The following is a 23,748-nucleotide window of genomic DNA, read 5'->3' as shown; positions in this document are numbered from 1 at the left end:
ACACAGAAGGGAGCAAGCCAGTCTGAAAATGTCCATAAACAGTCGGGTTCTGAGGGTGATGTAGTTGGACAACATCCTATTTCACAGTTCGAAAAAACACCGGGAGGGTTCCCGGTGTTTTTTTAATGTTCAATCGGCTGCTTGTTTTCGTCGAGCGTAAAGCCTTCTCCTAAAACGTCATGCACCACTGTCACGGATACAAAAGCGTGCGGGTCCACTGCATGAATAATACTTTTTAGCCGGACAATTTCATTGCGGCCTACTACACAGTACAGCACGTCGCGTTCCTGCTTGGTAAAGGAACCATATCCTTTTAAAATCGTCACGCCACGGTCCATTCGCTTGTTAATTTCTTCGGCAATTTCGTTATGAGCAGAAGAAATAATCATGGCGCCTCGTGCCGCGTATGCTCCCTCCTGCATAAAATCAATTACACGTGCCGCCACAAATACGGCAACGAGCGTATACATCGCTTCCCGATAATCGATATAGGTTAAAAAAGAAGCAATGATAACAGCTGCATCAAAAAGAAACATCGTTTTCCCCATGCTGACCTGCCAGTATTTATGTACGAGTCGTGCGATAATATCTACGCCGCCTGTTGTGCCTCCGTACCGAAATGTAATGCCGAGACCCGCACCGATAAATACACCTGCAAACAGGGCAGCGAGAAACAGGTCATCCCGAAGCGGGATGTGAAATTGCCATTTTTGAAAAACCCATAAAAAGAGGGAAACACTGAATGTGCCGATCAGCGTATAATAAAAAGAAACACGGCCAAGCAGCTTCCATCCAATCAGGAAAATAGGGATATTCAATAATAAGTTGGAGTAGGAGGGATCAAATTGGAATAAACTGTATAAGAGCAGGGTGATGCCTGTAAAGCCACCTTCAGCTAAATTATTCTGCATATTAAAGTGGACAAGTCCAAACGAAAAAATCGCTGAACCGATTAAAATAAAAAGTATATTTTTGAGTTTAACGCCACGCTTCATATAGGTTCTCCTTTTTATCGTAATGAATGATAAGAAAAAATTGCACCTCCTCTATATAATATGTAACATATAGAAGAAAGAAAGTGGTGAAAAAAATGGATAAATCGATGCGTGATATGCAAAAGGAAGTAGATGACTACATCGGCCAGTTTAAAGAAGGCTATTTCAGTCCGCTTGCCATGATGGCCCGTCTGACAGAAGAAATGGGCGAGCTGGCGCGTGAAGTCAATCATTATTACGGAGAAAAACCAAAAAAATCATCCGAAGAAGAAAAAACGATCGAGGAAGAGCTCGGAGATGTTTTGTTTGTAGCCATTTGTCTGGCGAATTCGCTGGAGATTGATTTGCAGACGGCACACGACCGGGTAATGAATAAATTCCAGACAAGAGACAAAGACCGCTGGACGAAAATTGAGGAGGACAAGTAAATGAGCAGCATACGTGTTATTATTGCGGGCCCGCGCGGCCGCATGGGAATGGAAGCCGTTAAAATGGTGATGAATACACCGGAATTTGAACTGGTAGCGGCCTTGGACCGGAAGCATGGAGGGGAAACACTTGAGGATATCGGATTTACAGGCTCTAAAGCGCCGATTTATACAGATGTAAAAGATTGTTTCTCAGAACATGCTGCCGATGTATTAATTGATTTAACCACGCCGGAATACGGTTATGTACATACAAAAACAGCGCTTGAGCACGGCATTCGCCCGGTAGTAGGCACAACGGGCTTTACAGATGACCAGCTGGCAGAACTCAAAGAGCTTTCCACGTCCAGGGAGCTTGGCTGCATTATCGCGCCAAACTTTGCGATTGGTGCCGTTTTAATGATGAAGTTTTCGCAAATGGCGGCCAAATATTTTAATGATGTAGAAATTATTGAGCTTCACCACGACAAAAAGCTTGATGCACCGTCTGGAACTGCGGTGAAAACAGCACAAATGATCAGCGAGGTTCGTGAACCGAAGCGCCAGGGGCATCCAGAAGAAAAAGAAACGATTCAAGGTGCTCGCGGGGCTCAGATGGATGGCATGCATATTCACAGTGTCCGCCTGCCTGGTTTGATCGCGCATCAGCAGGTCCTATTTGGTGCGGACGGGGAGTCATTAACGATTCGGCACGATTCTTACAACCGGGCATCCTTTATGTCTGGCGTAAAAGTATGTGTGGAAACGGTAATGAAAACAAAAACGCTTGTTTATGGTCTTGAAAATATCTTAGATTAATGGGGGATTCTAATGAATATTGCCTTGATTGCACATGATAAGAAAAAAGAGGACTTGATCGAGTTTGTTGATCTTCATAAAGAAGTGTTCGGTGCGCATACGCTTTTTGCCACAGGCACAACGGGCACAAAAGTAATGGAAAAAACAGGCCTGGATGTACACCGTTTTCAATCTGGCCCGCTCGGCGGCGATCAGGAAATCGGGGCTCGCATTGCACGCGGTGAAATGGATTTTGTGTTTTTCTTCCGGGACCCGCTTACCGCACAGCCGCACGAGCCCGATGTAACGGCGCTTGTCCGCCTGTGTGACGTGTATTCTGTTCCCCTTGCGACAAATCTGGGAACAGCACGCGTATTGATTGATGGAATTATCGAAGAACAGAGTGAATGATCGGCAGGGGAAAAAATATGGGATTAAACATTGGTATTACATGCTATCCGTCCGTAGGCGGGTCGGGCGTCGTGGCGACGGAGCTTGGCAAGCTTCTGGCGGAGCAGGGGCATACCATTCATTTTATTACATCGGCTGTTCCATTTCGGCTTAACCGGGTATACCCGAATATTTTCTTTCATCAGGTGGAAGTAAACCAGTATTCGGTATTTCAGTATCCGCCTTATGATATTGCCCTGGCCAGCAAAATGGCTGAAATCATAGAACGGGAAGAGCTGGATATTCTGCATGTTCATTATGCAATACCGCATGCCGTATGCGCCATTTTAGGCAAGCAAATGGCCAGGTCGGATGTGAAAATTGTAACGACGCTGCATGGAACAGATATTACGGTGCTGGGCACGGATTCGGCGCTGGCACCGGCTATTAAGTTTGGCATTGAACAGTCGGATGCCGTCACCGCCGTTTCCCACTCGCTTGCCGGGCAGACAAAAGAAATGATCCAGCCGGATAAACACATTGAAACTGTGTACAATTTCATTGATGAACGGGTATATCACCCGGTGGAAGCGGTCCGGGATTTAAGAAAAGAGTTCGGGATCAAGGAAGATGAAAAAGTAGTAATCCATGTCTCGAATTTCCGCGCGGTTAAACGGGTAACCGATGTGATTAAAGTTTTTGCCCATATTGCAGAGCACATGCCTGCAAAGCTTTTGCTTGTGGGAGACGGCCCGGAAATGACGGTAGTCTGCCGGCTGGCAGAGTCGCTCGGACTTGAGGGCCAGATTTTGTATCTTGGAAAGCAGAACAATGTAGCGGAACTGTACACGATCAGTGATATAAAGCTTTTATTATCAGAAAAAGAAAGCTTCGGCCTTGTAGCACTTGAAGCAATGGCCTGCGGGGTACCGTGTATTGGCACAGATGCAGGGGGGATTCCGGAAGTGATTGAAGACGGCGTCAATGGGTTTGTCCGTCCGGTTGGGGATATTCCGGCTATTAGCGAAGCGGCGATTCGACTGCTGTCTGATGAAAGTTTGTATGAGCAGATGCAGAAACAGGCGATTGAAACTGTTCGGGAGCGGTTTCATTCATCCGATATCGTTAAGCAGTATGAACACATTTACCGGGGGCTGCTGGAGGAAAACGCTCATGATTGATCATCCTTTTTTTCGCCAGGCGCTGCCGGTGATTGATCGGCTGGAGGCGGCAGGCTATGAAGCTTTTTTTGTCGGCGGAGCTGTTCGGGATCTTTTTTTAGGCCGTCCGGTTCATGACGTAGATATTGCAACGTCAGCAGTGCCGGCTGAAGTAAAAGCCGTTTTCGGCCATACGGTTGATGTCGGCATTGATCATGGGACGATTCTCGTTTTACATAACGGAGCTGGATTTGAAGTCACCACATTTCGAACCGAATCGGACTATACCGATTTCCGGCGTCCGGACCGGGTCGAATTTGTTCGTTCTCTTTATGAAGATTTAAAGCGCCGTGATTTTACGATGAATGCGATGGCGATGAACAAAAGCGGAGAATGGATTGACCCTTTTGGCGGGAAAGAAGACATTGAGCGGAGAAGCATTCGGACGGTTGGCCAGGCAGCCGAGCGCTTTTCAGAAGACGCGCTCCGGATGATGAGAGCGGCCCGGTTTGTGAGCCAGCTTTGTTTTAACCTTCATCCCCAAACGAAGGAAGCGATGACCGGGCATGCGCCGCTGCTCGGCCACATTGCAGTAGAGCGAAAGCTGAATGAGATGGATAAATTGTTTGGCGGACGCAGTGCAGGCAAGGCGGTATCTATCCTTATTGAAACTGGCCTTTATCAATATCTGCCTGGACTGAGCGGGCAAAAAGCAGCCCTGGACCGCCTGGCAGGCCTGCCGCTTGAAAAACTAACGGCAGAGCAAGTATGGACAGCGGCGGCTTATTTGTGCGCAGAAGCGGACCCTGTGCCCTTTTTAACCGCCTGGCGACTGCCGCAAAAAAGAATAAAGCGCATCAGCCGCAGTGTGGGGACCCTCAACCGGTTTTTCGCTGAAGGAATCACGGACTGGCAGCTGTTTCAAGCCGGCCTCGAGTCAGCCGTGGACGCAGCGGCTGTTGCGTCCTTGCTTCCCGGTGCAAAAGAGATAGATGCCAGGGACGCAGCGAGCGGTTTTGAAGCGCTGCCGATTAAAAGCCGCCATGATCTGGCCATTACAGGCAGTGAGCTGCTCCAGTGGGCGGATAAGCCGCGCGGTCCATGGATAAAAGAAGTACTCGAACGAACGGAGCAGGCAGTGATTGCCGGCGATGTTCAAAACGAGCGAATGGAAATTGAAAGGTGGCTGCGTGCATGCAATCTTCTGTAAAGCATAAGCTGCTTGAAGTGTTTTCAAAAGCAAACGGCGAGTTTGTATCCGGACAGGCACTGGCGGATCACATCGGCTGTTCGAGAACAGCTGTCTGGAAGCATATTGAATCACTGCGGCAGGAGGGCTTCGAACTCGAAGCTGTGCGAAACAAAGGCTACCGCATTACGGGGAAGCCTGATAAAGTAAGTGAAAATGAACTGTTAATCGGTCTTCAAACCGACCAGCTTGGCAAACACATTGTATTTAAAGAAACGGTCGAATCCACCCAGAAAGAAGCACATAAAATCGCGGAGGAATCCGAAGAAGGAACGCTCGTTATTGCAGAAGAGCAAACAGCGGGACGCGGGCGCATGACAAGAGCCTGGCATTCTCCAAAAGGGACAGGCATTTGGATGAGCCTTATTTTAAAACCGGATCTTCCGCCTTTCAAAGCGCCGCAGTTTACCTTAATAGCGGCTGTGGCGGTGGCAGAAGCGATTCAGGACGTAACCGGGCTGACACCGGAAATTAAGTGGCCGAACGATCTTTTACTGAACGGCAGAAAAATAACCGGTATTTTAACGGAGCTTCAAGCAGATGCGGACCGAATTCGCTCGATCATTGTCGGCATCGGCATGAATGTAAACCAGCAGGCGTTTCCCGCTGAACTGGAGGGCATTGCAACCTCGCTTGCCATTGAAAAAGGGGACGCTGTTTCACGTGCTAAACTTGTACAGGCGATCCTAAAAAACATGGAAATCTACTATAGAGAATATGTGGATAACGGATTTGCTGCGATCAAAGCAAAGTGGGAATCGTTTGCTGTGTCCATCGGCCGCCAGATTATCGCTCGGACCGTGAATGGCTCGATTCGAGGAAAAGCACTTGGCATTACCGAGGAAGGCGTGCTGAAGGTACAGGATGAAGAGAGCGTGATTCATTCGATTTACTCGGCAGATATTGAAATTGAACGGTAGTCAAATGGGTGGCTCCCTGTTATAATAATCGTGAACAAGGGCGGTATCAGGCTTGAACTGCACCACGTTTAACGAGCATCACTTATTTTTTATAAGACAAACACTGCCTTGATCCGAATGGACAGGGACAGAGGGTCGAAACATTTATCCGTTTACTACGGGTCCTTCTGCTTCTTTCCGGCAAAAGGACCCTTTTTTATTGTTTCGTCTCCTCTGATCAAAAGGAGGAAGCAATGTGAAACGAACAGCAGATTTTAGTAAAATGAAAGCCAGTCAGGAAAAAATTGCGATGATCACGGCTTATGATTACCCATCAGCCAAGCAGGCCGAAGCCGGTGGTGCGGACATCATTTTGGTTGGTGATTCACTCGGCATGACGGTGCTCGGGTACGACTCTACCGTTTATGTTACAACGGAAGACATGGTTCATCATACAAAAGCGGTCAAGCGGGGCGCCCGTCAGACGTTTGTGGTAACAGATATGCCGTTTATGACGTATCACGTAAATAGGGAACAAACCTTGAACACTGCCCGTGCCATTATGCAAAATGGTGGAGCAGATGCGGTTAAGCTTGAAGGTGCTGGCGAAATCATTGACCGCGTCCGTGAATTAACGGCTGCCGGTGTGCCGGTATGTGCGCATCTCGGGCTGACACCGCAGTCTGTCGGCGTGCTGGGCGGCTACAAAGTGCAGGGAAAAACCGCAGAAGCAGCACAGCAGCTGCTCACTGATGCAAAAGCGATGGAGCAGGCGGGAGCGTTTATGATTGTGCTGGAGTGCGTGCCGCATCAGGTTGCACAGTCTGTTACAAAAGCGCTTCACATTCCGGTTATCGGTATTGGAGCAGGCGCCAAAGTGGACGGACAAGTGCTTGTCTACCACGACATCATGCGTTATGGCGTTGATCGCACGGCCAAATTTGTGAAAAGCTATGCGGATTTTGACCAGGCCGGCACAGAAGCGGTATCTGCCTACACAGCAGATGTAAAAGCAGGGGCATTCCCGGCAAAAGAGCATACATTCACGATGAAAGAGGAAGAGCTTGATCGTTTGTATGGAGGCGTGCATTCATGAAAATCGTCCGAACCATCTCCGCGTTAAAACAAGAAATCCGTGCCGCTCAAACGGCCGGGCAGTCGATCGGCTTTGTGCCAACAATGGGCTTTTTACATGAAGGGCACCTGACACTTGCCCGGCAGGCGCGCCGTGAAAACGACTGTGTGGTTATGTCTATTTTCGTTAATCCGCTTCAGTTCGGACCGAATGAAGATTTTGAGCGCTACCCAAGAGATGAAGAACGAGATACATTGCTTGCCGGAGAAGCAGGCGTAGACCTCCTGTTTTTGCCGTCTGTGGAAGAAATGTACCCGGAGGAGCCGGCTGTGACGCTGACCGTTCAAAAGCGGACAAACGCGCTGTGCGGCCTTTCACGCGAGGGGCATTTTGATGGAGTGGCGACGGTAGTAATGAAGCTGTTTCATTTAACCGAAGCAGACCGGGCCTATTTTGGAAAAAAAGATGCCCAGCAGCTCGCTGTGATTCACGGGCTTGTGGATGCGCTGAATGTACCGATTGAGATTATTGGTGTGAACACCGTTAGAGAGCCGGACGGGCTTGCAAAAAGTTCGCGAAACGTATATTTGCTGCCGGAGGAACGGGAAAAAGCACCGGCAATCTATCAAGCGCTTGGGCTCATTCAGCGGAGCGTTGAAGCAGGAGAAACGAACGTTGCATCCTTAAAAGAAAAAGCACGCCTTGTTCTGGAAGAGCAGGCGGGGGCTTCGATCGACTACCTGGAGATTTTATCGTATCCTGCCCTTGAGCCGGTCGAAGAAGTGGACGCAACAGTTATTGCGGCTGCCGCTGTGCAATACAAGCAGGCGCGGCTGATTGATAATGTGATTTTATCGATGAAAGGAAGTGCCTCATGTACCGCACAATGATGAACGGGAAAATCCACCGTGCAACGGTGACCGAAGCTAATTTAAATTATGTCGGCAGCATTACCATTGATGAAGACCTGCTTGATGCGGCCGGCATCATGGCCAATGAAAAAGTACAGATTGTCAACAACAATAACGGTGCCCGTCTAGAAACGTATACGATTCCAGGCGAGCGCGGCAGCGGTGTTGTCTGTTTGAACGGTGCAGCGGCACGGCTTGTTCAGCCGGGCGACACGGTTATTATTATCTCATACGTATTAGTCGCAGAGGAAAAAGTAAAAGAGCACAAGCCGAAAGTGCTTATTATGGATGCAGAAAACCGCATCGTCGACCGTCTTCACCAGGAGCCGGCTGCTACCATTATGTAAACGCATGACCTTACACCTAAGGGCCGCTGTCCAAACAGCGGTCCTTTTTTATGTGTTGAAGCATCGCAGGCAAAGAAAAAATATTTTGTTCGTGCTTTTCTTTTGATTGACGCCGATAAGCAGGCACCATTTGCCCTTCTTATGGTACACTGATAAAGAATTTACTTAAAGGTGTGTTTGCCGTGATCAAGGATATACGATTTAACGTGGCAGATTTTGAAACAACAGGCCATTCTTACGCGAGCGGCGGCCGCATTATGCAGGCTGCTTTTGTTGCCATTGAAAACGGCCGGATTGAAAGCCAATTTAGTACATATTTAAATCCGGAAATGCCGATTCCTCCTTTTATTCAGGAGCTGACTGCCATCGACGAAGAAACCGTCCGGCAGGCTCCTTTTTTCCGGGAGGAAGCGGAGCGATTCCAGGAATGGCTGTCCGATTCCGTTTTTGTTGCCCATAACGTTTTTTTTGACCTGCCTTTTTTAAACAGCGAACTGGAGGCGGCCGGTTATCCGCCTTTTACCGGTTCTTTTATTGATACAGTAGAGCTTGCTAAAATTGTTCTGCCTGCTTCCGACAGCTACAAGCTCGGTGACTTATCTGATCAATTTCGGCTGAGTCACGGACAAAAGCACAGAGCGGACAGTGATGCCCGTGCGACGGCAGAGTTGTTTATTCAGCTTGTAGACCGGCTGGAGGAAATGCCGCTTGTGACCATTGAGCAGCTGTTAAAGCTGTCAACGGGACTGAAAAGCGATGTGCATTTGCTGCTGTCCCGCATCGCTCTGCAAAAAAAACAGCGTGTAGAAGAGCTGTCAGACGAGTGGACCGTTTACCGGGGGCTGGCACTGCGCACGAAAAAACAACCGGAAAAGCGTAAAGCAGACCCAGCGACCGTGTTTCCAAAAACGGAGGAAGAAAAATGGGAGCTGCTTGCCGGCGCTCCGAATATGCAAAGGCGTCCCGGACAGATGAACATGGTGAATGCTGTTCAGCGCTTTTTTGAAAGCAAAGAGCACACCGTCATTGAAGCAGGGACCGGTACGGGTAAATCACTGGCGTATTTGCTGCCGGCTATTTTTGAAAGCCGGCGGAGCGGCCGGCCGGTTGTGGTGTCTACGTATACGGTTCTCTTGCAGCACCAGCTGCTGGAGCGAGAGCTGGCAAAGCTTGACATTCTGCTGCCTTTTCCAATCAAAGCGGCCGTTTTAAAAGGGAAGCGTCATTATTTGGACTTGTCGCGCTTTGTTCGGTCACTGCGTGAAAAAGAGCGGAATTATGACCGGATCGTGACGAAAATGCAAATGCTTGTCTGGCTGCTTGAAACAGAAACCGGCGACGGAGACGAACTGAATTTATCCTCGGGCGGGGCCCTGTTTTGGAGGGAAGTCTGCCAGGCAGATGATTATATGAATAAAGCAAAGCAGGCGTGGCGTAAGCACGATTTTGCCCGCTATGCAAAAGAAGTAGCAGCCAGTGCGGATATTATTGTGACCAACCATTCTTTTTTAATTGCCGACATGAAAGCGGCAAAGCCTTTGTTGCTGCCGGGAAGCTTTATCCTTATTGATGAGGCCCACCGGTTTGAACGAGCGGCCAGAGAGCGGCTTGGCCAGGAGCTTTCCGTGGCAGAATTAAAATTTGTCATAGGAAAACTTGGCTCAACAGAAGACCGGCGGCTGTTATATCATTTGAACCGGATCGAGTCCAAACGCCTGACGGAGCGTTCGTCTGAAAAAATAATGACGGCTGTGTCTGCCGTTTTAACAGAGGCGGAGGAATGGCTCGGTGTTGTAGGTGCTTTTTTTGAGCGGCAGACATCCCGTATAAACCATGCGAAGCGCCAGTACGCCATCACCGAAGAAAGCCGGCACACGGCCGGCTGGCAGCAAATTGAGTACGGTGCTGAACGCCTGTACAACAAGATATCTCGACTGACAGAAGCAGTGGAAGAAAAGGTGGTTCCGGTTGAAGGGATACGTAAGCAGCTGTCTGCCCGGGACGAATTATATGTAGATGATGCTCTTTTATTTTTAGAGCGGTGCCGAAACTGGAACAGGCAGCTGTTTGAACTGGTGTTTCGCCCGGATGAAGAAGAGGTGCTCTGGATCGAGGGAGATGTACGCTCACTGGCCAATACGCTGACGGTACGGACACAGCCTGTTCAGCCAGGCGCACTGATCAAGTCGTATTTGCTTGAGCGGCATCATGTGCTGTTTACGTCCGCCACGTTAACAGTCGAGCAGTCGTTTCAGTTTTTTGCCCGAGAAATGGGGCTGGAAGGTTTCTTATACCATGAACATGTAATTCCGTCACCGTTTGATTATGCGGGCCACTGCCGGATTGTCATTCCCAATGATGTGCCGGATGTAAAAGAAACCGATCAGGAAACATATGCCCAGGCGGTGGCCGATTATATTATTGCAGCCGCTGAAACAGCCGGGGGGCGCATGCTAGTCCTGTTTACGTCGTTTGATATTTTAAAGAAAACACATGATTTCATTCGGGAAACAGAGCTGCTGGAAGAATACGCCATCCTTGCTCAGGGCATTACAGGCGGCAGTGTGGCCCGCCTGGCGAAAAATTTCCGTCAGTACGACAAAGCCATCCTGCTTGGGACGGGTGCTTTATGGGAAGGCATCGACATTCCAGGCGAAGATTTATCTGTCCTGTTTATTGTCCGCCTTCCGTTTGCTCCGCCGGACGACCCGTTTGTCGCGGCGAAAAATGAGCAGCTGAAGCGGGAAGGGAAAAATGCATTTTCTGCTTATTCACTTCCCCAGGCCATTATTCGCTTTCGCCAGGGCTTTGGAAGGCTGATTCGAACGGAATCAGACCGGGGAGTAGCGGTTCTGTTTGACCGGCGTGTCCTGTCAAGCCGGTACGGCAAAGCGTTTCTCGAATCAATTCCAGATGTCCCGGCAAAGGAGCTTGATATTGCCGGGACAATGGAGCTGATCGAAAAGTGGCTGCCGGAAGGGAAATAGCTGTGTGGCGGCTGGCCATTCCTGCTATAATTTGAGCCAGGAGGGATTGTAATGGAGTCAAAAATCGAAGTGCTTTCCACCGTGAAAGTAGAAAATAACGGTGATTTGTATAAGCTTGTTGATACGTTGAATCGGACGCTGAAGCGGGAAAACTTAATGTTTGGCCTTGCACTGGATGCAGACGATCAAACAAAAGCGGTTTTTACAATTTACCGAACGTAATGAAGATGTGGTGAATATGCGAACAAATTTTAGAAAATGGTTATTAATAATCGGAATTCCTGTGCTGATCGTTGCGATAACGATGATAATACTGTATAATAATGCACAAAAACCGTATGAAAAAGCAAAAGAGACCGCTGTCGGACAGCTTCTGGAAAAAGCGTCTCTTTCGCAAATCGATGATGTGTACGTGTATAACGGCACAAAAGCGTATTATACGGGAACAGGGAAGGATGAAGGTGGAAAGGACGTAGCGGTTTGGCTTGAGCAAAACGGCAAATCCGATCCGATCATCCGGCCGCTCAAAGGCAGCGTAACGGAGGAGGAAGCACGCGCTCTCTTCAGAGAGGAAGCGGGCGATGCCGACATTTTATCATTGACGCTTGGTTTGGAAGGCAAAACCCCTGTGTGGCTGTTTACGTTTGAAAACAAAAATGGCCTGATGAATTATTACTATTTGTCTTTTACAGACGGCACATGGTGGAAAAAGGTTGAAAACATTTAACAGAATGGAGAATTGATTCATGGACGTACAATTAGCAGAACGTGTAAAAGCACTAACCCCATCAACGACTTTGGCCATTACAGCAAAAGCAAAAGAATTGAAGGCACAGGGCAAAGATGTGATCGGCCTTGGAGCAGGGGAGCCGGATTTTAATACACCGGATCATATTATTGAAGCGGCCTATGAATCGTTGAAAGACGGCCAGACAAAGTACACACCGGCTGGCGGTTTAGCGGACCTTAAAAATGCCATAATTGATAAATTCAAGCAGGATCAGGGCATTACATATAAAGCAAACGAAATTATTGTCACAACAGGTGCGAAGCATGCCCTGTACAATTTATTTCAAGTGATTTTAAACGAAGGCGATGAAGTCATCATCCCAACGCCTTACTGGGTAAGCTATCCGGAGCAGGTCAAGCTTGCAGACGGCGTTCCGGTTTATGTAGACGGAAAAGAATCAAACGATTTTAAAATTACGCCGGAGCAGCTTGAGGGCTCTATTACAAGCAAAACAAAAGCGGTGATTATCAACTCTCCGTCTAACCCGACCGGCATGCTGTACTCTGCTGATGAGCTCAAAGCTTTAGGAGAAGTTGCCATTCGCCATAACATCTGGATCGTTTCCGATGAAATCTATGAAAAGCTTGTGTACGGCGACAACAAGCATGTATCCATTGCCGAACTGTCTCCGGAATTAAAAGAGCAGACCATTATCATCAATGGGGTATCCAAGTCTCATTCGATGACAGGCTGGCGCATCGGGTATGCGGCTGGTAATGCACAGGTGATCAAAGCGATGACAGACCTTGCAAGCCATTCAACATCCAACCCGACATCAACGGCTCAATACGGCGCAATTGCTGCTTATACAGGCACACAGGAGCCGGTAGAAGTAATGAAAAAAGCATTTGAAGAACGCTTGAACATTATTCATGCGAAATTAAACGAAATTCCAGGGGTTACCTGCTTGAAGCCACAGGGTGCTTTTTACCTGTATCCGAATGTTACGGAAGCAGCAGCCCTGACTGGACATGCCAATGTAGACGATTTTGTGACGGCGCTCTTGGAAGAAGCAAACGTGGCGGTCGTGCCGGGCAGCGGCTTTGGTACACCGGCCAATATCCGTCTTTCCTACGCGACATCGCTTGAGCTGCTTGAAAAAGCGGTTGGGCGCATTGCCGATTATGTTAAAACAAACCAAAAAGGGTAATATCGATTAGAAAAGCGGTCCATTCGGGCGGCTTTTCTTTTTTTCCGTGTCCTAGTATAATATGAAGCATTGCGAAGGGTCGAGGTGGAATGAACATGAAAGAAAAAGAAATGATGATCCGCTGGATGGAGCAGGGCGCAACAAGTATCCCGAATGTCCTGCTGGAAAACTACAAGCGGCTTTCCTTAAATGAACAGGAAATGATGGTGCTTTTGCACATTTATGCGTATGCACAAAAAGGCATAACATTCCCGAGCTTTGAAGAGCTGTCGAACCGCATGTCGATGTCGTCATCTGACTGTGCAGGCTGTGTGAAAAAGCTGATGCAAAAACAAGTGATTGCGATTGAGCAGGGAAGCCAGACCGGCTACGAGTTTTATTCTTTAGAGCCTTTATGGCAAAAGCTTGCGTCGCTTTTTGAATCAGAGGCAAGAGGCCAGTCCGTGCAGCAGGCGATGGTAGAGGAAAAAGATTTGTATAGTTTGTTTGAAGAAGAATTCGGACGCCCGCTTTCATCGATTGAATGTGAAACACTGGCGCTCTGGATTGACCAGGACGGCCATGAACCACCCCTGATCAAAGCGGCGCTGCGTGAAGCCGTTCTGTCAATGAAATTAAACTTCCGCTATATTGACCGCATTTTATTTGAATGGAAAAAACAGGGCATTAAAACAGTGGAGCAGGCACGGGAACAGGGGAAAAAGTTCCGTAAACCGACTGGAACGGAGCAGGTATCGCGTTCTGAGCATGCCGTCCCATTTTACAACTGGCTGGAGCAGTAAGGAGAAGGTATATGCTGAACAGGACACAAATTCGACGCTGCCTGGATACATTTGCGGAGATGTTTCCGGGGGCACACTGCGAATTAAATCACGACAATCCGTTTGAACTCGTCGTAGCGGTTGCGCTGTCGGCCCAATGCACAGACGCTCTCGTCAACAAAGTGACAAAAGGGCTGTTCGAGAAATATAAAACGCCGGAGGACTATCTGGCGGTGCCACTTGAGGAGCTCGAGCAGGATATCCGCTCGATCGGGCTGTACCGGAACAAAGCGAAAAACATCCAAAAAATGTCGCGGATGCTGCTGGAGGACTTTGCCGGGATCGTCCCTGATACACAAGATGAGCTTGTAAAGCTGCCTGGTGTCGGTCGTAAAACAGCTAACGTCGTCGCTTCGGTTGCTTTTGGTGTTCCGGCTATTGCAGTTGATACACACGTTGAACGGGTATCAAAACGGCTCGGCTTTTGTCGCTGGAAGGACAATGTAACAGAAGTGGAAAATACACTTATGCGCAAAATTCCAATGGAAGAGTGGTCGGATACGCATCACCGGATGATTTTTTTTGGCCGGTATCACTGTAAAGCGCAGGCGCCGCGCTGCCCGGAATGCCCGCTGCTTGATTTATGCCGCGAAGGAAAAAAACGCATGAAACTGGGAGGTGTCCGTGTATGACTGTGCCCATTCCAGCAGAAATGCGGTATTTTTCAAATGATACAGAAGGCGAAATACCGGAATCGGTTTGTGTGTATCCATACTTTAAACATGAACTAAGCGGTGAAAAGCCATGGGAGAGTGAAAAAAGCGGCCTTGGGCTGCTTGAGTCTGATTGGGCAAAGATGGAGCAGGCGCTCGATGAAAAACAGCGTATGCGGAGCAAAGATGTGAAGGAAGAAGTGGATGCGCTGTTAGCCATGTTTTTTATGGCTCTGTTCTGGGTAAACGGACAGCCGTCGTCACCTGTTCTATGGCGGGAAAAACAAGCCGATTTTGCGGTGAAGCCGATCAATTTTGAAGAGCGGTTTTCTTATATCGATAACCGTCCTTATACGTATATGGCTTACCGCCAGCTGATTGAACTGATGACAGAGCTGAAAAAAGCAGCCGCGGTTTATGCAATAAAAAATCCCCGATGAGTACCATACTCATCGGGGATTTTTTGTTTTATTGAGCTTGAACGTCAGGTGCTGGTTCGGCTGAACCGTTGCCCTGTGCTGCGCCGTTTCCGCCCGCATTACCGCTGGCGTTCCCATTTGCATTCCCGTTTCCATTCGCATTACCATTACCATTGTTGCCGTTAGAAGGCGTACTTGGCTGTGGATTAGCTGGTGCCGGATCTGCCGGAGCCGGGTCCGCCGGAGCTGGATCTGCTGGTGCCGGATCTGCTGGTGCCGGGTCCGCCGGAGCTGGATCTGCTGGTGCCGGATCTGCCGGAGCCGGGTCCGCCGGAGCTGGATCCGCCGGTTCAGGATCTGTCGGCTCAGGATCTGTCGGTTCAGGATCTGTTGGCTCAGGCTCAGCTGGTTCACCGCCCGGGATGGTCACAGATGTAGAAGCAGAATCAACACTTTGTCCATCTACAATCGCTGTTACTGTGATCGAATATGTTTGCCCGGCCTGTCCGCCGCCAAAGACGGTTGAGAAGCCGCCGATTGACTGTGTTTCCAGGCCATTTGATACGCTAAAGGATGGACTGCCTTCGCCGCTGTATGACCAGGACACGGACATGTTGCCGCTCGCGTCTGCTGATGCAGACAAGCCAGTGACTTCGCCGCCTGATGTTTCTTCTTCTTGTTGTTCTTGCTCTTCTGTATCTTCTTCCTCTTCTTCTTTTTCTTCTTTCTTCGGAGTCGATCTCTTCGGCTGCTCGCCACGGACGAACAATTCATAGGTTACACCGCTGTCTGAAGCGCCGCTTCCAGCTACAACGGCCGGATTTGAACCTTTCACAATTGGAAGCTCAATAACGCTGTCCGGCTTTTCAAAATCTGGTGTATCGACACCCTCCGATACTTCTGTCATCAATTCTTTAAATAACTGCTTGGCAATCTGCTGGCTTTCTTTGGACAAATACTCGTTACGTTTTTCATAACCTGTCCAAACTGAAGCAGTGTACTTTGTTGTGTAACCAACAAACCATGAATCAGGAGAAGCGCTCGTTGGGATATCGTACTTTTCGCGTTCATCCTGCGTATAGTTGGTTGTTCCGGTTTTACCAGCCATGTGAAGTGAAGGGATATTCGCGGCTGTTCCCGTTCCGTAATCCACAACACTTTTTAACATATCGGTAATCATGTAAGCTGTATAATCGCTCATCGCTGGTTCCGATTGGATGTCATTTTTCACGACTGTGCCGTCTGCCAGTGTAATTTGCTTTACTGTATGAGGCTTGTTATAGATACCGCCGTTACCGAATGCTGCATAGGCACCTGCCATTTGCAGCGGTGAAATGCCTTCTTCACCGTCCATTCCGCCGATGGCATAGGATTCAAACTCGTTTTCTAAGTTAATGCCAAGCTTGCCGGCAAATTCATAAGCATCATCAAAACCGACTTCCTGGAATGTCCGGACTGCCGGCGTGTTTTTAGAGCGGGCCAGTGCATCACGCATCGACATCATGCCGGCATAAGAGCCGCCGGCATTTCCAACGGAGCCGCCGCTTGTATATTGAAGCGGGCTGTCTTCCACCTGCTCATAGGTTGACCATTTTAAATATTCAATCGCTGGTCCATAATCCAACACAGGCTTGATCACAGAGCCTGGCTGTGTCCGGTTGTCTGTTGCGTAATTAAAGCCGCGGGCCACTTCCTGGTTGCGTCCGCCCCCAATGGCCCGAATTTCGCCTGTTTGTGTATCGGCGAGCACAATCCCCGCCTGGAACAATTCGCTTGGATAATCAATGTACTTATCGCTGTTTAACAGCTCATACATGTAATCCTGGGCATCTTTATCAAGTGTAGTTTCAATCGTTAAGCCGTCTGTGTAGGCGTTGTAGCCCATATCTTCTACTTCTTCGATTACCTGGTCCACAAATGCATCATATTCCGGGTCAACACCGGATTTACTTACCGGCTCATCCACAAGAGAATCAGCAATGTTTTGTGACTGGGCTTCTTTCATTTCGGATTCAGTAATTTTATCGTGCTGGTGCATCAAGGAGAGAACGACGTCTTTCCGCTTTTCGCCTCTATCCGGGTGTTCGAAGGCGTTATAGTTATTCGGGCTTTGCGGCATTCCCGCAATATAAGCTGCTTCAGCAAGCGTAAGCTCATCTAATTCTTTGCCAAAGTAGTAGTCTGCTGCTGCTTTAATCCCCATAATGGCGGGAGTTCCGGACATATACACTTTGTTTACATACATTTCGAAAATTTCTTCTTTCGAATATTGCTGCTCTAATTCATAAGCAAGATATGCTTCCTGTGCTTTCCGTTTTAACGTTTTATCCGCTGATAAAAAGGACATCTTCACAACCTGCTGGGTAATGGTACTTGCCCCCTGGGAACCAAAGCCGTCTGTTACGTTTTTCACAGCTGCGCCTGCAAGACGAAGTGGATCAATGCCGTGGTGGTCAAAAAAGCGGCTGTCCTCGGTTGCAATGACAGCATCACGCATCAGGGCAGGAATATCATCGTACTTTACATACTCACGGCGTTCTGCACCGACGTTCGTCAGCACATTGCCGCCATCATCATTAATCTTGGACGAGATCGGATCTTTTAGAAGCGATTCATCAATTTCCGGTGTGTCTTTTACATAATAAGCAAACAGCCCTGCACCGCCGAGGAAAACGAGTAAAGCTGCTACAAGCAAGCCAAGAAAAACTCGTTTGACAATCGAACGCTTTTTACTTCCCGGTGATTTGGCTGGTTTTGCTTTCCTTTGTGCGCGGGCCGGCTTTTTCTTTTGCTGGTTCCGCTTTTCTGTTCTTGATTTGTATTCGCCAGACATGTGTCTTTTTTCCTCACTTTCAAAATTAAAAGTATACATCTTCCACGGCATCCAAAAATGGAATGCGCGGGGAAAAGCCCAGATTCAGCGCCAAGCTGCAGCTGCTGAGCTCTGCTTTTGTAATCGATTTTCGTCCACCGTTATGCATACGTTCCCAGAAAGCATGCAATGCTTGAAACGGCAGGAAAAAAAGCTCGTCCGTTTTAGAAAATCGGATAATCACAAAAGCGATGCCGCCATGCTCGTCCACTTGCTTCATGTGAGCGATTTGGTGGGCGTGAAAGTTTTTGAGCGGAAACGACGTTTGATTGTTCGTTTCTTTTGCCTCAAAATCAATATACTTTCCTTTGTAAACACCATTGTAATCCGTCGTAGATGCCTGCCTGAAATACGCTTCCTTGATTACGGCGGCACTTCTAGCCGGATAGTCGACCCGTACAATTTGAACGGGAACAGGTTTTTTGTGAATGACCGCCATATTGTGGCTTAAATAATACGCATTCGTTTCGTTAATGTCGTCTTCAAGCGTCATACCGCGATTTGAAAAAACAGGATTCTTTTTCGGCTGTTTCGCTTTGGGCGTCTGAGCGGACTGCGTATATTCTTTTCCATTCGGATAGCGGATCGCCATCTCATTCCCTCCTCTTGAATCCAAACAATATCATACCACATGAGCGAACAAATCGCCTGTTTGAAAAGACATATTGCTTTGGGCCTTTTTCAAAAGCCGGAACATTGAAAAAAGACATTAATTCGGCTAGTATATTAAAAAGATAAGATGTTGATAAAAGCAGGTGATGCAAGATGAAAAAAGACTCAGAAGACGTCGAGGCGCTGCGGGAAGAAATTCGCGCTTTAAAGGAAGAGCTGGCCGAATACAAACAGTTAGTGAAGGATGTGTCGGCTCCGATTATTCCGTCTATTATCCCCGAAACAATCCTGGTGCCGCTGACAGGGAAAATGTCACAGGAACGGTTTGAGGGAATTGTTTCAGCGCTCATGGACGCATGTTATAAGAATGGAGTAGAAACGGTTATCATTGACTTTACTGCCATTTCAAGAAATAAAATGGAAGAAACGGAATTGCTTGGACAACTGATCGACCAGCTCGTTGATTCCCTAAACTTAATGGGGGCAGACACGTTTTTTGTTGGCTTTACACCAGAATTTACGCAGGAGCTGATGCGAAGCGGTATACGTATTCGGCCAGATTTAAACACCTTTTTAACGTTCCGGCAGGCTCTTCAGTTTTTAATGAAGAAAAAAGGCATGTCTTTTGCATAAATTGTCGGATCGTCACTTTCTTTGCCAGCTGTTCACTAGTTTTGTCAAGCAGGAAGGATATCTTCTTTCGTCGGCGAATTGTACTAGTCAACAAAGCAAAGGGGTGACGGAAATGACAAAGCAAGAGTGGATGGAACAATTGGCCGAGTTGGAAAAAGATACAATGGAGCTTGAGCAGCGATTGAAAATGAGGGTGGCAGACGAGCGAAGCCGCAAAATTGCCAGCTTTCGTATCCACGCGGAGCGGGTTCATAACCGTCTGCTCCTTGTGGAAGAGGGCGCACGCTTTTTGTGTGATGATGTAGTCGTGCCGCTTAAGCCTGCAGCCGGCTCCATCTAATGAAATGAGGGTAAAATGTGTCATTAAGTGATCAAACAGCAAAGCTGCGTAATTTAATAAAACAGGCGAAAGCGATTTTTGAAGCAGGCCGTGAGTCGGGAGAACGAGCTGATTTTTTCAAAACGGTTAAGCCATTTGCAGACGAGGTAGATGCTGCAGCGGATGCCTGGGAGCAAGCAGCGCTCTTGTACTTAAAAGAGCATCCGCAAAAATATGTGCATGCAGCCCAGATTGAACAGGCGGCTGACAATGCGCGGCGGGTTGGTGCCCACGCCCATTTTTTCGAAACAGGAAGGGCGAAATTTATTCAATCAGCCGATTCAGCTCTGTATGTGCTTGAATCGCTTGAGAATAATATAAAGAGATAGAGGGCGCATTCAAGCGTTCTTTTTTTTTGCTTTTAAAAAGATCGTTTGTTCGATAAGATAGAAGGAAACCACACGATCTTTAGGGTCGAAAGCAGCAGGAAAAGAGGTGCCAGCATTTCAATGTGGAAAAAAACACTTGTAGAGATTATTGAAGAGCTGCGGCAGGATGAAAATGTGATTCACTGGCATGAGCTGGAGCCAGTCGAAGCCAAAACGAGGCCAATGCCGGACTTTCTGGATAAACGACTGCGAGAGGCGCTTGCGGCGCGCCGTGTCCGGGAACTATATACGCATCAATACTCCGCACTTGAAGCTGTACAAAAGGGAGAAAATATTGTGGCCGTAACGCCGACGGCATCGGGTAAAACACTTTGCTACAATTTGCCGGTTCTGCAAAAAATCGCCGAAGACCACACAAGCCGGGCGCTTTATTTGTTTCCAACAAAAGCACTGGCACAGGACCAGAAAAGCGAATTAAATGAAATCATCGCCGAGATGGGCGCTGACATCAAAAGCTTTACGTATGATGGAGATACATCACCGGCAATTCGGCAAAAAGTCCGGCAGGCAGGCCATATTGTCATGACTAATCCGGATATGCTGCATTCTGCTATTTTGCCGAACCATACGAAATGGGTCAGCTTGTTTGAGAACTTACAATATATTGTGATCGACGAGCTGCATACGTACCGGGGCGTATTCGGGAGCCATGTAGCCAATGTGATTCGCCGCCTGCTCCGCATTTGTGCTTTTTATGGAAGCAGCCCGCAATTTATTTGTACATCAGCCACGATCGCCAACCCGAGGGAGCTGGCGGAGGCTTTGACAGGGCGACCGATGCGCCTCATCGATAACAACGGTGCACCGCGAGGACGGAAGCATTTTGTTTTTTATAATCCGCCGGTCGTCAATGAACCGCTAAATATTCGCCGCAGTGCCACGGTTGAAGTAAACCGGCTGGCGCGGGAATTCTTGAAAAACAATATTCAAACAATTGTTTTTGCCAGAAGCCGGGTACGGGTTGAAGTGATCCTTAGCCATATTCAAGAACTCGTTAAACGGGACATTGGCCCGAAAACAATTCGCGGCTACCGGGGCGGTTACCTGCCGAAAGAGCGGCGTGCGATCGAGCAGGGGCTCAGAAACGGTGACATTTTAGGAGTGGTCAGTACAAATGCCCTTGAGCTTGGCGTTGATATCGGCCAGCTGCAGGTATGTGTGATGACCGGCTATCCCGGCAGCGTCGCAAGCACCTGGCAGCAGGCGGGCCGGGCCGGGCGACGCCACGGGGAAGCGGTCATTATTATGGTCGCAGGCTCTACACCGATTGACCAGTATGTTGTACAAAATCCAGACTACTTTTTCCAGCGAAATCCGGAATCAGCCCGTATTAACGCTGAAAACTTAATTATCTTAGTGGATCATTTAAAATGTGCCGCCTACGAGCTGCCATTTCGGGAGGATGAGCTCTTTGGCCCAATGGATGTAGGTGAAATTCTGGAGTACTTGCAGGAAGAGCGTGTTCTTCATTACAATGGCGGCAAATATCACTGGTCACATGAATCATTTCCTGCTTCCAATATCAGCCTTCGCTCGGCCACACAGGAAAATGTCGTCATTGTCGACCAAACAGAAACAGCCAATGTGAAGATTATTGGAGAAATGGACCGTCTGAGTGCCATGACGCTTTTGCATGATGAGGCCATATACTTGCATGAAGGTGTCCAGTTTCAAGTGGAAAAGCTCGATTGGGAGCATAAAAAAGCGTACGTCCGCCAGGTGGATGTTGAATATTATACAGACGCTAATTTGGCGGTTCAGCTAAAGGTGCTGGAAACGGACAGGACAAAGGACCAGCCGCTGTCTGCTGTGCATTACGGAGATGTAACGGTCAATATTTTGCCAACGATCTTTAAAAAAATTAAAATGACGACCTTTGAAAACATTGGCTCCGGGCCGATCACACTGCCGGAAGAAGAAATTCATACGAGCGCGGTCTGGCTGGAATTAAAAATAGAAGAACCGGAAAAGTCGCTGGAGCATCTTTTGATGGGCATCGCGAACGTTCTTCATCATGTTGTGCCGATTCATACGATGTGTGATCGAAGCGACATTCATGTTGTTTCCCAAATAAAAGCAGCGCACACCGGGCTGCCGACTATATTTTTATATGACCATTATCCGGGCGGCATTGGTCTTGCCGAAGATGTATACAAGCGCTTTGACAGCGTAAAGGACGCAGCCGTTGATTTAATCCGCAGATGTCCGTGTGAAAATGGCTGTCCATCCTGTGTCGGCATGGGATTTGATGGAATGAACGTAAAGCAAAAAAGCATCGAATTGCTCGGCCGGTTTTAAGGAGGGCGAAACATGAGTTTAATGAAAAAGCTGCAGCGGCAAAAAAAGCATATTGTGCGCGAGGAAAAGCCGGCTGCAGCAAAAGTGGAGGCGCCAAAGAAGATTCGCCACTGGGAAGCATGGAGGGCAGCAGGGGCGGAACTGTTCGAGTTTGAGGGTGAATACTGCATCACCCGCGAAACCCATTATCCGCTCGATACCTCCCATGGTCTTTACACATTCAGGGAGGCCAGAAAAACGATGCAGCAATGGGCTTTTTTTGATGGACATCATCCATTGTCAGCCAAAGGATTTCAGCCATCTGACTTATACTTTTTTGATATTGAAACGACGGGACTGAGCGGCTCTGGAAGTGTAATTTTTCTGCTTGGAACCGCACGCATTCAAGAGGACGGGGTAACCGTCAAACAGTTTTTTCTACCGTCTCCAGGCAATGAAGCGGCACTGTATGCGAAATTTTTACAGGAGACAGACTACACAACGCTTGTCACGTATAACGGTAAGTCATTTGACTGGCCGCAGGTAAAGTCCCGCCACACCTTTGTGCGCGAGCGGGTGCCGGCACTGCCGGCTTTTGGCCATTTTGATCTGTATCATGCATCCCGCCGGCTTTTTAAGCATACAATGGAATCGGTTAAGCTTGTCAACGTAGAAAAAGAGCACCTTGGACTTCAGCGGATCAATGATGTTCCCGGCCACCTGGCTCCGATTATTTACTTTGATTTTGTGGAACGGGGCGATCCTGAAGGGGTGCTGCAGGTAATGACACACAACGAGCGTGACATATTAAGCTTGATTACTCTATATACGCATATCAGCCGTCTTGTGCTTGATGATAAAGGGGGAAGCGATGACCAGACAACGTTAGAAGTAGGAAAGTGGTTTGAAGCGTCAGGCAACAGAGCTGCAGCCAAAGAATCGTTTCAAGCCGCTTTAGGAAGCAGCAGTGATGAAGTAGCGCTTGATGCGGCATTTCGCCTTGCCATGCAGCTGAAACGGGAGCAGTTCTTTCAAGAGGCGGTGCCCTTATTTGTACGGGTGCGCGAGGGAGAAGGAAAGCATTCTGTCGAAGCGGCGGTTGAACTCGCCAAGCTGTACGAGCATAAGTGGAAGGACATTCCATTGGCGGTAAGGGAAACCGAATGGGCCCTGCAGCATCAAACAAATACGGCAGCAAAAGCCGCTCTGACACACCGCTGGCAGCGGCTTCAAAAAAAATTGTCAAAATAACGCGAAAACAGCTGTCATATAGTTGTAACTTTTTTGAAAACAACGTAAAATGAAAAATGGTTGTTTTAGAGAAACTATAAATATGGGGTGAATGACAGGTTGTATCGTGCGATTTTAGTTTTATTTTTCGTCTTTGTCGGCTTAACTGCATTCGTATTAACAAACTTAAAAGATAGCTTTTACGCGTTGTTATAAAAAACAAAAACCCTGCCCGGTGCCTGCTTCCCAATTGACAAATGACCCTGTTTTTGAAACAATTAATGAAAACAGGGAGGACTTGATGA

At 48.1% G+C, this 23,748-nt stretch carries 24 protein-coding genes; 21 read left to right on the top strand and 3 right to left on the bottom strand.

Annotated features, from left to right (window positions below; genetic code table 11):
* Nucleotides 1-122: 122 nt before the first annotated feature.
* Nucleotides 123-995 carry a YitT family protein gene (locus tag VP97_RS05610; RefSeq protein ID WP_050180710.1) on the bottom strand — a complete coding sequence of 291 codons (873 nt, stop codon included), beginning with the start codon at nucleotides 993-995 and terminating at the stop codon, nucleotides 123-125.
* Between the two features lie 95 nt (nucleotides 996-1,090).
* Between VP97_RS05610 and VP97_RS05605 the strand changes: the two genes are divergently transcribed.
* The 16 genes from VP97_RS05605 (at nucleotide 1,091) to VP97_RS05535 (ending at nucleotide 15,072) form a co-directional block, all read left to right on the top strand.
* Nucleotides 1,091-1,423: a nucleotide pyrophosphohydrolase gene (locus VP97_RS05605; protein ID WP_050180709.1), complete on the top strand. Its 333-nt coding sequence runs from the start codon at nucleotides 1,091-1,093 to the stop codon at nucleotides 1,421-1,423.
* Nucleotides 1,424-2,221 carry a 4-hydroxy-tetrahydrodipicolinate reductase gene (dapB, locus tag VP97_RS05600; RefSeq protein ID WP_050180708.1) on the top strand — a complete coding sequence of 266 codons (798 nt, stop codon included), beginning with the start codon at nucleotides 1,424-1,426 and terminating at the stop codon, nucleotides 2,219-2,221.
* 12 nt (nucleotides 2,222-2,233) lie between these two features.
* Nucleotides 2,234-2,611 (top strand): methylglyoxal synthase, encoded by a 378-nt coding sequence (gene mgsA, locus VP97_RS05595; RefSeq protein ID WP_050180707.1) that lies wholly within the window; start codon nucleotides 2,234-2,236, stop codon nucleotides 2,609-2,611.
* A 17-nt stretch (nucleotides 2,612-2,628) separates the two neighbouring features.
* Nucleotides 2,629-3,771 carry an N-acetyl-alpha-D-glucosaminyl L-malate synthase BshA gene (gene bshA / locus VP97_RS05590; RefSeq protein WP_050180706.1) on the top strand — a complete coding sequence of 381 codons (1,143 nt, stop codon included), beginning with the start codon at nucleotides 2,629-2,631 and terminating at the stop codon, nucleotides 3,769-3,771.
* Nucleotides 3,764-4,960, top strand: coding sequence for a CCA tRNA nucleotidyltransferase (locus tag VP97_RS05585; protein WP_050180705.1), 1,197 nt, complete (start codon nucleotides 3,764-3,766; stop codon nucleotides 4,958-4,960). The genes bshA and VP97_RS05585 overlap by 8 nt, the downstream gene beginning before the upstream one ends.
* A complete protein-coding gene (locus VP97_RS05580) occupies nucleotides 4,945-5,919 on the top strand; it encodes a biotin--[acetyl-CoA-carboxylase] ligase (protein WP_050180704.1) in 975 nt (324 codons plus the stop codon). Before VP97_RS05585 ends, VP97_RS05580 begins: the two co-directional genes overlap by 16 nt.
* Before the next feature lie 235 nt (nucleotides 5,920-6,154).
* A complete protein-coding gene (gene panB, locus VP97_RS05575) occupies nucleotides 6,155-6,994 on the top strand; it encodes a 3-methyl-2-oxobutanoate hydroxymethyltransferase (protein ID WP_050180703.1) in 840 nt (279 codons plus the stop codon).
* A complete protein-coding gene (panC, locus tag VP97_RS05570; protein ID WP_050180702.1) occupies nucleotides 6,991-7,863 on the top strand; it encodes a pantoate--beta-alanine ligase in 873 nt (290 codons plus the stop codon). Before panB ends, panC begins: the two co-directional genes overlap by 4 nt.
* A complete protein-coding gene (panD, locus tag VP97_RS05565) occupies nucleotides 7,848-8,231 on the top strand; it encodes an aspartate 1-decarboxylase (protein WP_050180701.1) in 384 nt (127 codons plus the stop codon). The genes panC and panD overlap by 16 nt, the downstream gene beginning before the upstream one ends.
* 182 nt (nucleotides 8,232-8,413) lie before the next feature.
* A complete protein-coding gene (dinG, locus tag VP97_RS05560) occupies nucleotides 8,414-11,218 on the top strand; it encodes an ATP-dependent DNA helicase DinG (RefSeq protein WP_050180700.1) in 2,805 nt (934 codons plus the stop codon).
* Between the two features lie 51 nt (nucleotides 11,219-11,269).
* Nucleotides 11,270-11,440, top strand: coding sequence for a YpmA family protein (locus tag VP97_RS23210; RefSeq protein WP_082091560.1), 171 nt, complete (start codon nucleotides 11,270-11,272; stop codon nucleotides 11,438-11,440).
* 16 nt (nucleotides 11,441-11,456) lie between these two features.
* On the top strand, nucleotides 11,457-11,945 hold the full coding sequence (locus tag VP97_RS05555; protein WP_050180699.1) for a cell wall elongation regulator TseB-like domain-containing protein: 489 nt from the start codon (nucleotides 11,457-11,459) through the stop codon (nucleotides 11,943-11,945).
* A 19-nt stretch (nucleotides 11,946-11,964) separates the two neighbouring features.
* Complete coding sequence (locus VP97_RS05550; RefSeq protein WP_050180698.1) at nucleotides 11,965-13,158, top strand: pyridoxal phosphate-dependent aminotransferase; 1,194 nt, start codon at nucleotides 11,965-11,967, stop codon at nucleotides 13,156-13,158.
* Nucleotides 13,159-13,253: 95 nt separating this feature from the next.
* The gene (locus VP97_RS05545) at nucleotides 13,254-13,940 is read left to right on the top strand and encodes a DnaD domain-containing protein (protein ID WP_050180697.1); all 687 of its coding nucleotides are present in this window, start codon (nucleotides 13,254-13,256) and stop codon (nucleotides 13,938-13,940) included.
* Nucleotides 13,941-13,951: 11 nt separating this feature from the next.
* Nucleotides 13,952-14,611 carry an endonuclease III gene (gene nth / locus VP97_RS05540; RefSeq protein WP_050180696.1) on the top strand — a complete coding sequence of 220 codons (660 nt, stop codon included), beginning with the start codon at nucleotides 13,952-13,954 and terminating at the stop codon, nucleotides 14,609-14,611.
* A complete protein-coding gene (locus tag VP97_RS05535) occupies nucleotides 14,608-15,072 on the top strand; it encodes a YpoC family protein (RefSeq protein WP_050180695.1) in 465 nt (154 codons plus the stop codon). The genes nth and VP97_RS05535 overlap by 4 nt, the downstream gene beginning before the upstream one ends.
* A gap of 28 nt (nucleotides 15,073-15,100) precedes the next feature.
* Here VP97_RS05535 and VP97_RS05530 read toward each other — a convergent pair whose 3' ends face one another.
* On the bottom strand, nucleotides 15,101-17,884 hold the full coding sequence (locus VP97_RS05530; protein ID WP_082220267.1) for a transglycosylase domain-containing protein: 2,784 nt from the start codon (nucleotides 17,882-17,884) through the stop codon (nucleotides 15,101-15,103).
* A gap of 25 nt (nucleotides 17,885-17,909) precedes the next feature.
* On the bottom strand, nucleotides 17,910-18,515 hold the full coding sequence (gene recU, locus VP97_RS05525; RefSeq protein ID WP_050180693.1) for a Holliday junction resolvase RecU: 606 nt from the start codon (nucleotides 18,513-18,515) through the stop codon (nucleotides 17,910-17,912).
* 173 nt (nucleotides 18,516-18,688) lie between these two features.
* On the opposite strand from recU, the gene VP97_RS05520 reads away from it, so the two are divergent.
* From VP97_RS05520 to VP97_RS05500, 5 genes are all read left to right on the top strand, one after another.
* Nucleotides 18,689-19,168, top strand: coding sequence for an STAS domain-containing protein (locus VP97_RS05520; protein WP_050180692.1), 480 nt, complete (start codon nucleotides 18,689-18,691; stop codon nucleotides 19,166-19,168).
* Between the two features lie 112 nt (nucleotides 19,169-19,280).
* The gene (locus tag VP97_RS05515; protein WP_050180691.1) at nucleotides 19,281-19,508 is read left to right on the top strand and encodes a hypothetical protein; all 228 of its coding nucleotides are present in this window, start codon (nucleotides 19,281-19,283) and stop codon (nucleotides 19,506-19,508) included.
* 17 nt (nucleotides 19,509-19,525) lie between these two features.
* Entirely contained in the window at nucleotides 19,526-19,876 is a 351-nt protein-coding gene (locus VP97_RS05510; RefSeq protein WP_050180690.1) for a DUF1798 family protein, read from the top strand.
* A 120-nt stretch (nucleotides 19,877-19,996) separates the two neighbouring features.
* Nucleotides 19,997-22,234 carry a DEAD/DEAH box helicase gene (locus tag VP97_RS05505; RefSeq protein WP_050180689.1) on the top strand — a complete coding sequence of 746 codons (2,238 nt, stop codon included), beginning with the start codon at nucleotides 19,997-19,999 and terminating at the stop codon, nucleotides 22,232-22,234.
* A gap of 12 nt (nucleotides 22,235-22,246) precedes the next feature.
* Nucleotides 22,247-23,464, top strand: coding sequence for a ribonuclease H-like domain-containing protein (locus VP97_RS05500; RefSeq protein ID WP_050180688.1), 1,218 nt, complete (start codon nucleotides 22,247-22,249; stop codon nucleotides 23,462-23,464).
* Nucleotides 23,465-23,748 lie beyond the last annotated feature (284 nt).

This window comes from Domibacillus robiginosus (assembly GCF_000966195.1).
Classification (GTDB): domain Bacteria; phylum Bacillota; class Bacilli; order Bacillales; family Domibacillaceae; genus Domibacillus; species Domibacillus robiginosus.
The sequence above is the reverse complement of the archived record's forward strand: the minus strand, read 5'-3'. Positions and strand labels throughout refer to the sequence as shown.

Bases quoted from the DNA above. Each gene is read 5' to 3' on its own strand.
- panC (WP_050180702.1), top strand. From the start codon at position 6,991: ATGAAAATCGTCCGAACCATCTCCGCGTTAAAACAAGAAATCCGTGCC.
- recU (WP_050180693.1), bottom strand. From the start codon at position 18,515: ATGGCGATCCGCTATCCGAATGGAAAAGAATATACGCAGTCCGCTCAG.
- VP97_RS05530 (WP_082220267.1), bottom strand. From the start codon at position 17,884: ATGTCTGGCGAATACAAATCAAGAACAGAAAAGCGGAACCAGCAAAAG.
- VP97_RS05610 (WP_050180710.1), bottom strand. From the start codon at position 995: ATGAAGCGTGGCGTTAAACTCAAAAATATACTTTTTATTTTAATCGGT.
- VP97_RS05545 (WP_050180697.1), top strand. From the start codon at position 13,254: ATGAAAGAAAAAGAAATGATGATCCGCTGGATGGAGCAGGGCGCAACA.
- VP97_RS05500 (WP_050180688.1), top strand. From the start codon at position 22,247: ATGAGTTTAATGAAAAAGCTGCAGCGGCAAAAAAAGCATATTGTGCGC.
- VP97_RS05550 (WP_050180698.1), top strand. From the start codon at position 11,965: ATGGACGTACAATTAGCAGAACGTGTAAAAGCACTAACCCCATCAACG.
- VP97_RS05505 (WP_050180689.1), top strand. From the start codon at position 19,997: ATGTGGAAAAAAACACTTGTAGAGATTATTGAAGAGCTGCGGCAGGAT.
- VP97_RS05515 (WP_050180691.1), top strand. From the start codon at position 19,281: ATGACAAAGCAAGAGTGGATGGAACAATTGGCCGAGTTGGAAAAAGAT.
- VP97_RS05555 (WP_050180699.1), top strand. From the start codon at position 11,457: ATGCGAACAAATTTTAGAAAATGGTTATTAATAATCGGAATTCCTGTG.
- bshA (WP_050180706.1), top strand. From the start codon at position 2,629: ATGGGATTAAACATTGGTATTACATGCTATCCGTCCGTAGGCGGGTCG.
- VP97_RS05585 (WP_050180705.1), top strand. From the start codon at position 3,764: ATGATTGATCATCCTTTTTTTCGCCAGGCGCTGCCGGTGATTGATCGG.
- panD (WP_050180701.1), top strand. From the start codon at position 7,848: ATGTACCGCACAATGATGAACGGGAAAATCCACCGTGCAACGGTGACC.
- VP97_RS05520 (WP_050180692.1), top strand. From the start codon at position 18,689: ATGAAAAAAGACTCAGAAGACGTCGAGGCGCTGCGGGAAGAAATTCGC.
- mgsA (WP_050180707.1), top strand. From the start codon at position 2,234: ATGAATATTGCCTTGATTGCACATGATAAGAAAAAAGAGGACTTGATC.
- VP97_RS05535 (WP_050180695.1), top strand. From the start codon at position 14,608: ATGACTGTGCCCATTCCAGCAGAAATGCGGTATTTTTCAAATGATACA.
- VP97_RS23210 (WP_082091560.1), top strand. From the start codon at position 11,270: ATGGAGTCAAAAATCGAAGTGCTTTCCACCGTGAAAGTAGAAAATAAC.
- VP97_RS05605 (WP_050180709.1), top strand. From the start codon at position 1,091: ATGGATAAATCGATGCGTGATATGCAAAAGGAAGTAGATGACTACATC.
- nth (WP_050180696.1), top strand. From the start codon at position 13,952: ATGCTGAACAGGACACAAATTCGACGCTGCCTGGATACATTTGCGGAG.
- VP97_RS05580 (WP_050180704.1), top strand. From the start codon at position 4,945: ATGCAATCTTCTGTAAAGCATAAGCTGCTTGAAGTGTTTTCAAAAGCA.
- dapB (WP_050180708.1), top strand. From the start codon at position 1,424: ATGAGCAGCATACGTGTTATTATTGCGGGCCCGCGCGGCCGCATGGGA.